This window comes from Fusibacter ferrireducens (assembly GCF_015352425.1).
GTDB classification, from domain to species: domain Bacteria; phylum Bacillota; class Clostridia; order Peptostreptococcales; family Acidaminobacteraceae; genus Fusibacter_A; species Fusibacter_A ferrireducens.
In genome coordinates this window covers 1-11,430 of record NZ_JADKNH010000029.1, presented here as the reverse complement: position 1 = coordinate 11,430, position 11,430 = coordinate 1, and the positions used below count along the sequence as shown (strand labels likewise).

General features: G+C 37.8%; 9 protein-coding genes and 2 riboswitches. Of the genes, 8 read left to right on the top strand and 1 reads right to left on the bottom strand.

Annotated elements, in window-relative coordinates; all coding sequences use genetic code 11:
* Positions 1–111 precede the first annotated feature (111 nt).
* From ISU02_RS23320 to ISU02_RS23285, 8 genes are all read left to right on the top strand, one after another.
* A complete protein-coding gene (locus ISU02_RS23320; protein ID WP_228727931.1) occupies positions 112–1,077 on the top strand; it encodes a DUF4846 domain-containing protein in 966 nt (321 codons plus the stop codon).
* A 140-nt stretch (positions 1,078–1,217) separates the two neighbouring features.
* Positions 1,218–1,385: riboswitch (cobalamin riboswitch) on the top strand.
* A 295-nt stretch (positions 1,386–1,680) separates the two neighbouring features.
* The gene (locus ISU02_RS23315; RefSeq protein WP_194704272.1) at positions 1,681–3,459 is read left to right on the top strand and encodes a ribonucleoside triphosphate reductase; all 1,779 of its coding nucleotides are present in this window, start codon (positions 1,681–1,683) and stop codon (positions 3,457–3,459) included.
* 25 nt (positions 3,460–3,484) lie between these two features.
* Positions 3,485–3,955, top strand: coding sequence for a 4Fe-4S cluster-binding domain-containing protein (locus ISU02_RS23310; protein WP_194704271.1), 471 nt, complete (start codon positions 3,485–3,487; stop codon positions 3,953–3,955).
* A gap of 157 nt (positions 3,956–4,112) precedes the next feature.
* Positions 4,113–4,289: riboswitch (cobalamin riboswitch) on the top strand.
* Between the two features lie 256 nt (positions 4,290–4,545).
* Positions 4,546–5,724 carry an ADP-forming succinate--CoA ligase subunit beta gene (sucC, locus tag ISU02_RS23305; RefSeq protein WP_194704270.1) on the top strand — a complete coding sequence of 393 codons (1,179 nt, stop codon included), beginning with the start codon at positions 4,546–4,548 and terminating at the stop codon, positions 5,722–5,724.
* Positions 5,721–6,596, top strand: coding sequence for a succinate--CoA ligase subunit alpha (gene sucD / locus ISU02_RS23300; RefSeq protein ID WP_194704269.1), 876 nt, complete (start codon positions 5,721–5,723; stop codon positions 6,594–6,596). The genes sucC and sucD overlap by 4 nt, the downstream gene beginning before the upstream one ends.
* Positions 6,597–6,888: 292 nt before the next feature.
* The gene (locus ISU02_RS23295; RefSeq protein ID WP_194704268.1) at positions 6,889–7,632 is read left to right on the top strand and encodes a hypothetical protein; all 744 of its coding nucleotides are present in this window, start codon (positions 6,889–6,891) and stop codon (positions 7,630–7,632) included.
* Positions 7,633–7,915: 283 nt separating this feature from the next.
* Positions 7,916–8,569 (top strand): histidine kinase N-terminal domain-containing protein, encoded by a 654-nt coding sequence (locus ISU02_RS23290; RefSeq protein ID WP_194704267.1) that lies wholly within the window; start codon positions 7,916–7,918, stop codon positions 8,567–8,569.
* A 315-nt stretch (positions 8,570–8,884) separates the two neighbouring features.
* Positions 8,885–9,877: a GNAT family N-acetyltransferase gene (locus ISU02_RS23285; RefSeq protein WP_194704266.1), complete on the top strand. Its 993-nt coding sequence runs from the start codon at positions 8,885–8,887 to the stop codon at positions 9,875–9,877.
* 89 nt (positions 9,878–9,966) lie between these two features.
* Here the strand turns inward: ISU02_RS23285 and ISU02_RS23280 are convergent, their stop codons facing one another.
* A complete protein-coding gene (locus tag ISU02_RS23280; RefSeq protein ID WP_194704265.1) occupies positions 9,967–11,319 on the bottom strand; it encodes a PAS domain-containing protein in 1,353 nt (450 codons plus the stop codon).
* Between the last annotated feature and the right edge of the window lie 111 nt (positions 11,320–11,430).

The following is an 11,430-nucleotide window of genomic DNA, read 5'->3' as shown; positions in this document are numbered from 1 at the left end:
TTTGTAGTGTAATCTTCTCCTTAGTCTAATAATATCAGAATGGTGAAAACCGCACACCATTTTTTCATTACTATTTGTGCCGCCAGCGGTAGCGGCGGAATGGAGGTTATTATGAAAAAAATAGAAACATTTCTTGTGATGATACTCATTGGAATCACATTTTTTGCGATAACCAGCTGTGGTAAAAAAGAGCAAGATCCTTTAGGTGATCCAGATGGAAAAAAGAATGCGGATGTGATCAATAACGAAGAAGTTAAAGTAGGTATTGAGACAGGCGCTAAAGCAGGTATTGAAGATCAAGTTGAAATTTCAGAAATGGCAGCCTTCATAAACGCAGAAGGGAATACACTGGAGAGCAGAATCAATACACCAGAGGGTTACTCTCGAATTGAATATCCACAAGAGAGCTTTGAAACTTATCTGCGCCATTTTCCACTAAAGGCAAATGGGTCAAAGGTCTTGCTTTATAATGGTGATGAAAAAGGCAATCAATCCGTACATTTGGCTGTGTTTGATATGAATATATCGAATAGAGATTTACAACAGTGTGCGGATTCTGTTATGCGCATTTATGCCGAATATTACTATGCAAATAAACAGTACGATCAAATTAAATTTTATTTTGTAAATGGGTTTTTATGCGAATATCAAAAATGGCAAGAGGGTTATCGGATTCAGGTCAATGGGAATGACGTGTCTTGGACAAAGACTAAGGGTTATGACGAATCCTATGAAACGTTTGAGCGTTATTTGGAGACGGTATTTGCCTATGCAAGTACGCTTTCTCTAGATCAAGAGTCAACGCCAATAGATATTGAAAATTTACAAGTGGGCGCTGTTTTTTTAAAGGCAGGAAGCCCTGGACATGTGGTTATGGTAGTTGATCTATGTGAAAATGCAGAAGGTAAAAAAGCTTTTTTATTGGCGCAAGGCTATATGCCAGCCCAAGAATTTCATGTACTAAAAAATCCTTTATCGGATACAGATCCTTGGTATTATGTGGAGACGCTCTCTTATCCGCTGGAAACAGGTTCGTACGCATTTGATAAGGGCAGTTTGAAACGATTGAATTATTAATTAGAGTGTTAAAACTCAAAAGTTGAGCTACCCTCCGCCCTATGATGTCGTTTACTTTCTCAAATAAACTTAGGCCTAAATGCCCAAAGTTTATTTTTATATTGCAAAACACAAGATATAGTGATAATATGATGTTAAAGAACTACATAAAGTATTTTGGTCATGAAAATGTAAAAGGGAATCAGGTAAAAGCCTGAGCAGCACCCACTACTGTAAGCCAGACGAGCATATAGAGCCACTGAGAAATCGGGAAGGTATATGTGAGGATGAAAGCGAGCCAGGAGACCTACCAAAATACTAACCAATTTCTCGGGGATGGAGATTTTTATTGGATTAGGCGATAGGATTCTGAATTTAGAATTTACAATTGTTCAATTTGAATAAAACACATCGAACACCCGAGAGGGTGTTTTTTATTTAAAACAACAAGATTTGAGCCGAAAGCTGCGCTGAGGAATGTTCAACCTCAAACAGTGTCAGCGAAAATTGGTTTGAGACATCGTGAGATGGCACAAATGTTGTACTTGGCTTATTTGGATGAAAGGAAGAGTGTAAAGAGGTTGGATTAAATTTTGTGGGAAGAAGACCTACAAGTTGCTCAAAATGGATTCAACTCAGCTCGCGGAGGGGAAAATGATAGACAGTAAAAGATTAGTAGATCTCTATTTAAAAAAAGAGGATTGGCAAGTTAAAGAAAATTCGAATTCGCCTTATTCCTTTGGTGCACTTAATAAATATATAGCGGGTGAAGTTTCAAAGGATTACTGGCTGAGCAGTGTCTATACAGAAGAAATTGCAGAAGGCTATGTGGTGGGCGATTACCACATTCATGATTTGGGTGGTATCACGCTTTATTGCTGCGGTTATTCTTTGAGACGGATCATTCAAGAAGGCGTAAAAGGCGTGCCCAATATTCCAAGATCTTCGCCAGCAAAGCATTTTGCCTCTATCTTGAATCAACTGGCGAATCTCATCACAGTATTTCAAAATGAGATTATGGGTGCAGTGGCATTTAGTTCTGTGGATACCTATCTTGCGCCTTTTATAAAAGAAGATCAGCTCTCTTATGAAGAGGTCAAACAAAACCTTCAGAACTTTATATTTTCAATCAATTCTAATTCAAGAGGGGGCGCAGAACCTGCGTTTAGCAACATAACACTGGATCTAACACCCCCTAAGGATTTGATTGACATGCCTGTATTTCATGGCAATAGGCTACTGGATTATAGTTATAGAGCTTGCCAAAGTGAAATGGATATGTTCAATAGGGCATTTTACGAACTCATGCAAGAAGGCGACGCCGATGGCAAACCATTTGCGTATCCAATCCCAACCTACAACATTCATGAACGGTTTGATTTTGACAATCCACTCAACGATGCGCTCTGGGAAATGGCAGGTAAATTTGGATATCCATATTTCGCCAATTTCCTCAACAGCGATATGAAACCTGAGGATGCAAGGAGCATGTGTTGTAGGCTTAGAATTGATGTCAGAGAGCTTGAACGTAAAAATGGCGGCTTGTTCGGTGCAGGAGAGAGCACGGGTTCTATTGGTGTAGTCACACTGAATCTGCCGAGATATGGTTATCTTTCAAAGAACAGAGATGAACTTTTTAAAATAATTGATAAAAACTTAGTGCTCGCCATGAAAAGTCTAGAGATTAAGCGTGCTTTTTTACAGGAAAATGTGCTTGAAAGAGGCCTTATACCTGCCTTTAAAACATACGTAGGAGGATTTGAAAATCACTTTGCCACAATAGGCCTTGTGGGCTTAAATGAGATGTGTGAAAATTTTTTAGGCAAATCTATTTTAACAGAAGAAGGCAAAATGCTTTCCATGGAAGTGCTGGAATACATGCGAGAAAGGTTGAGGGATTTCCAAGAGGAAACGGGCAATCTTTATAATCTCGAAGCGACACCGGCTGAATCTACAGCCTACAGACTGGCGTTAAAGGATAAATTTGTCTATCCAGATATTATCACTCAAGGGAATGAAAAAACACCTTATTATACCAACAGCTGTCATATTCCTGTAAATCAAATAGAGTCTATAAAACAAGTCTTTGAGCACCAAAATGACATTCAAGTTTTATTTACGGGCGGCACTGTGGTTCACGTTTATCTTGGAGCACCTATAACGGGTACACAGGCAAAACAAATTATTAAGACAGTTTGTGAAACGTATAAAGTGCCTTATGTGAGTCTTTCACCTGTAAATCATTATTGTCCAGATCATGGCTACTTGAATGAAGCTGTAGATAGGTGCCCTAAATGCCATAAGGACGTTGAAAAGTATCAGCGGATTACAGGATACCTCAGAAATGTGAAGTATTTCAATGAAGGTAAAAGAGAAGAGTTTTCAGATCGACATCAGCTTTAGCGTTTTGAAGAGTTGGAGGTGCAATATGGCAATCAGGTATAAACGGATTGAAAATGAAAGAATGGCAGATGCGCCTTTTGTAGGTGCTCTCATTTGTGCGCATTCGTGCTCTATTGGCTGTAAAGGCTGCTTCAATCAAGACTTGAAAAAAATGCCATCCAAAGTAGATTCGGCTAGTAATATCGTGGCATTGGTACTTGAAAATCCCTTCAATAAAGGGTTGATACTCGGTGGTCTTGAATGGTCTGAACAACCAGAAGAACTCATAGAGCTCGTCGAAGCGGCGATAGAAAAAAAATTGCCCGTGATTATTTTCACAGGACATACACTTGACGCTTTTTATAAAAAAGTGCCAGAGATCAAGAGGCTTCATGGCGAAATCTATATCAAATATGGGGGCTATAATGAGGCCTTGGTTGAACCCTCTAGGATCGTCTATGGCGTGAAATTAGCCACTTCAAATCAAGGCATTGTATTGCATAGGCCGACTGGGTAAAACTAAATTTAAATCAATATCGATTCAATTCATCGAATAGACTTGACATTAAATAGCATTAATGTTAATATTCAGGTGAATATAATACGTTTTTTTTAACGGGTTAGGGTGTTACTCAACTTTGGACACTTAATTGTAATTGAATCGCAAATTCTAATTGAATAGTAAAATTTTTGGTGTGTGCCTTTGGTACACTTAAAAGGGAAGTTGGTGAAATGCCAACACGGTCCCGCCACTGTAAAAGACTGTATTGCTCATAGCCACTGTGAATAATGGGAAGGGAGTAAGTACCATAGTCTTGAGTCAGGAGACCTGCCAAGAATGTTTGCGCTGTTAAACTCACGAGGATGAGGAGGTGTGATGTTAAGGCTTTTTAGCTTTATTGATCATGCTCTTTCTGGAATGAAAGAGCTTTTTTATGTCATTACAAATTTTTAGTGCGTAATGATATAAGTTATCTATCTAAGTTGGTTTAGTGGTGCTCGAAATGAGGACCGCTTTTTTGTTGCGGTGGGATGTGGCGCAACGTACCCTTTTGCGCTAATAGGCATTATCATTTATACCAATATCATGTTCTAAGGAGGCATTAAATGAATATACATGAATATCAGGCCAAAGCGATACTTAAAAGCTATGGGGTGGCAGTACTGGAGGGCTACTTAGTTGAAGCAGTCAATCAATTGGAAACTCAAGCGAGGAAAATACAAACAGATGTCGCTGTTGTAAAGGCACAGATACATGCAGGAGGCCGTGGAAAAGCAGGTGGTGTAAAAGTAGTCGATTCCCTAAATGCATGTATTGAAATTGGCACCGAGATGCTTGGAAAACCGTTAGTGACACATCAAACAGGCCCTAATGGTCAAAAAATCAGAAAGATTTATATAGAAGAAGGCTGCGAAATCGAAAGTGAATTTTATATGAGTATGGTACTTGATCGGACAACCAGTAAAGTCATGATTATTGCTTCTAAAGAAGGAGGCATGGACATCGAAGAGGTTGCCAAGAGATCTTCAAACTCAATTCTTAAGATCACCATCGATCCTTTAATCGGCATAAGAGCATTTCACATTAGAATCTTGACGGAATCTTTTGGATTATCGACAGATCTAATGCCTAAATTGGAGAAGATCGTAAAGGGTATGTACACTTGCTTTGTTGAGAAAGATTTAAATTTAGTTGAAATAAACCCATTTGTGTTGAGTAAAGAGGGACAATTAATAGTACTCGATGCGAAGATGAATTTTGATGATAATGCACTTTTCAGACATGCAGATATTGAACGACTTCGTGATTTTGATGAAGAAGATAGCAAAGAAATAGAAGCCTCATCTGTAGGGTTGTCATATGTGGCACTTGAAGGTGAAATAGGCTGTCTAGTCAATGGTGCTGGGCTTGCGATGGCAACAATGGATGCCATTCACTACGCAGGCGGCAGACCTGCAAACTTTCTAGATGTGGGTGGTAGTGCAAGTGCTGAAATGGTAAGCAAGGCACTTGATATTATACTATCAGACGAGCATGTTAAGGGCGTTTTTATCAACATATTTGGTGGTATTATGCACTGCAACACCATTGCTGAGGGTATTATTCAAGCGACGAAATCACTTTCTAGAAGTGTCCCTATAGTGGTTCGACTTGAAGGCACTAATGTAGCAGATGGCAAGCGTTTATTGGATCATTCAGGTCTGGATATTATTTCAGCAGATACCATGGATGAAGGTGCTGAGAAAATAGTGTCTTTAATTAAGGGTGAGGAGGCGATCGCATGAGTATTTGGGTCAATCGGGAAACGAGATTAGTGGTTCAAGGGATTACGGGTCTGGCGGCAAGATATCATACCGAGCAAATGAAAGCCTATGGTACAAATATCGTTGCAGGTGTGACACCCGGTAAGGGTGGTACAAAGGTAATGGCTATTCCCGTTTATAATACTATGAGAGAAGCGGTCAGAGAAACTCAAGCAAATACTTCGGTCATTTATGTACCAGCGCCTTTTGCAGCAGATGCTATTATTGAAGCCATAGATGCCAAAATAGATTTGGTTGTTTGTATCACAGAGCATATTCCAGTGCAAGATATGGTGAAAGTGAAGTATTATCTTAAAGACAGTTCAACACGACTTATAGGCCCCAACTGTCCAGGAATTATAACGCCAGATCAAGCGAAAATTGGCATTATGCCAGGTCATATTCATAAAAAGGGGACAATTGGTATTGTTTCTAGATCAGGCACTTTGACTTATGAAGCGGTGAGTGTCGTCTCAAATGCAGGTTTAGGTCAGTCTACAGCAGTTGGTATAGGGGGAGATCCTATAAATGGAACGGATTTCATCGATGTGCTAAAAGCATTTAATGAGGACTCCGAAACAGAGGCGGTGATCATGATCGGTGAAATTGGAGGAGATGCTGAAGAAAATGCTGCAACTTGGATAAAAGCAAATATGAAAAAGCCAGTTGTCGGTTTCATCAGTGGCAAAACAGCGCCTAAGGGCAAACGAATGGGCCATGCTGGTGCCATTATATCTGGAAATAGTGGTACAGCTGATTCAAAAATCACTGCAATGGAATCAGCTGGCATAGCAGTTGCCGAAAGACTTTCAGACATTATTCCTAAATTGCAGGTAGCACTTGAAAAACATTGAAGTTACTTCTGTCAATAAAACAATTTTGACATAACTGGATACACCCAAAATCATTTCAATTAGTGATGGAATGGTCGGACAAAGACTGCATGCTTATGATCCTGAGCAAAGTCCCCTTTATCATGGGCCATCCATCACTGATAAATATCGGCTAACCCCGGTATTTTTTTTATGAGCACTTGCTTTTTCATTTGAGGTCAAATTTATTTAGGGCCCTATTTTATTGTAATCTTATTAATAGTATGCTAATATTGTGAAAATATTACAATTGAAATTAAAGGAGATCGCTTAAATGATAAATCATTATTTGGGGAGAAAAAGGGTTATTATTTTAATCGCTATATTGTTTTTATTGACATCTTGTGAAAAAAGCAATATGGTGAATAATGCTAATACTGTCCCGATTCAAGATGTGGTTGAAACCAATGCCACATCTCAGGAAAGTCTTCAATGGGGGCATAATTATAGTTTATGGTTAAACGCTATTGATGCGCTATTAACAGATCATAGGCCATACTTTTTACCTGAAATTAAAGAGGGCAATTATGAATTTGTATACGAAATAAAAGAAGATGCCGTTTCATACGCTATTTTTAAGTATGATTATTTTACTGTATTAGACCAAAAAGATCATGATGGACATGTGCATACATTGTATGATCATATATTTAGTTTTGAAAGAGCTCATGATCACAATGATTTTTTTCAATCCATATGTGATGATTATTCAATAGACAAAAATAACGTGACTGTAGACCATGGTATTTATACTTATGACGAAAGGTTAACTCAATATACATTAGAAAATGGCTATACATTATACTTAATCAATAGCGATTCAGATCACACATTGTCCTATGATAAAGTTCTAGAGTATATCAGTCCGTTGGATTTCACTAATTTCACTAATGTATCGATAGCTGTGGCTGAATTAACACATAGTAGTATTATAAAAATATATTTCGAAGATACAGACTACTATTACGAAATGTCATTTCATGACGCTTTGGGTTCTGGCCTTATTGAATATAAATAGCATTTTAAACGCGTTTTGATTTCTAAAAAAATCTTGAACTTTAAAAAAATGATGATATACTCGTCTTGTACAACGGCGTACAAGTTTGTAAAGAGCATTGAAGCTCGTAGTGATCACACGATAACTACGGGCTTTTTTTATCGCAAATGGCATTGAGATTGCGAACAGATCTTGAAATTTACAATTGTACGGAGGCGGACATGACATCAGAAAAACAAAGAGTGATACAAGAATATGTGCCTGGCAAACAGGTGACATTGGCACATTTGACAAGGTCATAAAAATGGGGAAAATCATCTTTATGGGTAAAACAGGTGTAGGCAAAACGACTTTGATACAAAATTTAAGAAGTGAAACACAACATTATAAAAAAACACAGACTGTGGAATTTTATGGTCATTATATAGATGCACCTGGAGAATATATTGAAAACCCAAGGTTTTACAACACTTTGATCACATTGTCATTGAATGCAGGTGTCTTTATTGATTGTCCGACACGGGAATCCGGTGTGGCAATTGTGGTGGCTGAGGCAAAACTTACGAAGCATAAATCCATGTATAAGGAAACTGTTGTTGGAGAATTTGCCTTTAGACATATTGAGCCTGCAGCGGTACGAACACTTGAACTTGGCATGCCCACAAGAGATTTGAGAGCAATAACACAGGAAGATCAAATCGTTAAACAAAATGTAGTGCCCATTAAAAATGAACACGAGACTACAATTGCTTGTTTAATCGTAGAAACCGATGTTTACGAAAAAGAAAATGAAAATGCAAGAATGCAAATTCTTTCAGAGACCACAGAACAACTTACCGAAACACTTATGGATACCATGAATGAGAAAATTTTAATGCAGCCATATTTAAATGACGGCATTGTCATATTTGGTAAAAATGGATTGTCTCAAAGTTTAAATTGGGCAGAACAAGCATAGGCGATAATAGAATGAATAAATTTTTTTAGATATTGATCTGATTTCAGGAACATCATTTTAAATGAATTCGGGCGATCTACAAGCATGTCATATTGTAGATGGTCCAATTTTATGTGTCGATTTTACTGTTCTGTGAGTGCTTAATCGTATGGTCAATCAGGTTAAAGATATATTAGAGTCATCTTTTCCCTATGAATGGGCTAGCTTGGCGTTTTTAGGTCTGTTATACTGAAAACAACAACATAAAAAAGTAAAGTACCCCTATAATCATCATAGAACAGCATAGGGGAGAGGACTTTAAAACAGGAGGGTTCAATGAGATCGGAATATATTAAATTGGCCGAATATCTCTCAAAAGAAGATTATTCAAAAATAATAGAACTTGAAAAGCGCTGTATTGAAGAGGGCATTTCACTTAAGCTCGAACTGGATTATAAGAAGAGTCTTTCAGAAGAAGCGGCGCATAAAGCTTTAGAAAAGGCATCGCCAGAAAAAAACACTGCAACTATGGAAACAATCAATGAGTTTATGTATTTTATAGAAGATACTTTAGTGGGGTATATTGGTATTTGCGGCTTTGGTGGCGTAAGCAGCCAAATTGAAGTGAATGGCATGGTTCACCCTGACTACAGGAGAAGAGGATATTTTAAAGTTCTCTTTGAATATGTAAAAGCTGAATTTCATAAGAGGCAATCCAATGCGATGTTGCTTTTAAGTGATCGAAATTCACAGGAAGGTATGGCGTTCATCAAGAGTACAGATGCTGAGTACAAACATACAGAGTATGAAATGTACTTAGATCAATCGGTTTTTAATGCGATTCTTAAAGAAGGTACATTTAAGGTAATTGAAGAACGGGGTCAGTTGTCGTTAAGAAAGGCTTCAAACTTAGATGCAAGGGAAATTGCAAGGCAAAATGTCATTTACTTTAAAGAAGAGTTTGATCTTCAAGAAGATGAGAGCCGACCTTTAGATGACGCGGATCTATTGATGCCAGAAACAGAGGAAAAGCATGGCATGTTCATATACATGGGGAAAACCGGTGAATTATTGTTCGGAAAAACACATTTACAACTCTCAGAAGGCATTGGAGGCATTTATGGACTCGGCGTACTGCCAGAATACAGGGGCAAGGGTTATGGCAGATGGCTTTTAATGAAGTCTGTGATGCAACTTCTGGATTGGAATGCAAGTCGTGTGATCTTACAGGTTGAAGCGAACAATGCCAATGCATTAAGACTCTACGAATCGTGTGGCTTTAAAACCACTGCCACAATGGATTATTATAAGATAGGACAGGGTAAATGATCACTTTAAACGAGTGCATGAAATATGTAATGAAAAAAGCAACAAAAAAATGCAACGGAAAATTTGTGATTTTGAGAAACTGCTCTAATTTACCCGCGATCTCGATTTTTGTTCGCTTGGGATAATTTCAAATTCGTGCGCATGAGGTCAAAGATCTGGTAAAAACAGGTTAGCTCCTCCTGTATGAATTTGGCTGCAGTCAAGTCTATGCTATCAAATAGGCGTGTTTGATAGCTGTCTAAAGATATGAGCCATTTCAATTCCGAGTTAAAATAAAGTGGGATAATAAGTGACGATCGCAGTTTGCTATTTTCAATATCGTTTATAATGTAAGGGTTAGAACTGCCGACTCGGTTCTCCTTTCTCAAAAAAAGGGCATCATATTTAGTCGTCAAGAGTGTAGATTTATCTTCAATAGGGTGTGTATTTGTTAAAATAGATAGATTCTCTGAATCGTCAAATTTGAGAACGACGAATTCATCCGAGTGAGATAGAACAGATAAAACTTCTTTTAAGATTTTATTAAAAAAATCGATTTCAGTTTCAAAATTTGCAATAATTGCATGGATATGTCTAAAAATACTTCTTATTTCTAGGAGTATTTTTTCTTTTTTTTCAGCCAATTTGTTTTCTGTAATATCCTGTATAATACCGACTAAACCGAGGATGTCACCGTTTTCGTCAAGGTGCGCGGCCTTACTAAAGATGACATCATGATATGAGCCATCTGCATATTTGGCTTTGGATTCGTAAACCTGATGTCCTCTTTGTGCCATGAGTTCTAAGTCTGCCTTATAATAAATGTCAGCAAGTGGTTCTGGGGAGATCTCAAAGACATTTTTGTTAATGACATCTTCTTTGTTCATACCGAGATACTCTAAAAACGCAGCATTACAAAACTTATAAAGGCCTGCTTTATCTTTATAAAAAATAGGACAAGGCAACGCCTCCATTAAGGATTCAAAAAAATTTAAATACCTTGAAAGCTCAGTTTTAGCTGAATAGTCATTTGTGACATCGAGCATAGTGCCCATCATTTTTATTTTATGACCTTGGTCATCATAAATAATCCGACCATTAACTCTGACCCAACAAGGTGCATTTGTTGCACTGAGAACACGGTAATCTTCTTGAGGGACAACGCCTGTTTTTAGAGCAATGGCAATAGAAGTCTCTAATAATTCTTGAAATTGCGGATGGATAAAAGTTGTAAATATATGATCAAAATCATAATTGAAATCAGTTCTAGTGCATCCAGTAATCTCAAAAACTTCATCTGATAGAGTCACCTGATTGGTTGCAAGATCCCATTCCCATATACCGAGTTTAATTATTTTTATGGCGTATTTTAAAGTCTCTGAAAGTTCACTTTTTTCCTTGAGGAGATCGGTTAAAACGGGATCGCTTTCACAGTTGGGATTTGAAGTATATTTTTTTTTCATAATAACCTCCATTCCGCCGCTACCGCTGGCGGCACAAATAGTAATGAAAAAATGGTGTGCGGTTTTCACCATTCTGATATTATTAGACTAAGGAGAAGATTACACTACAAA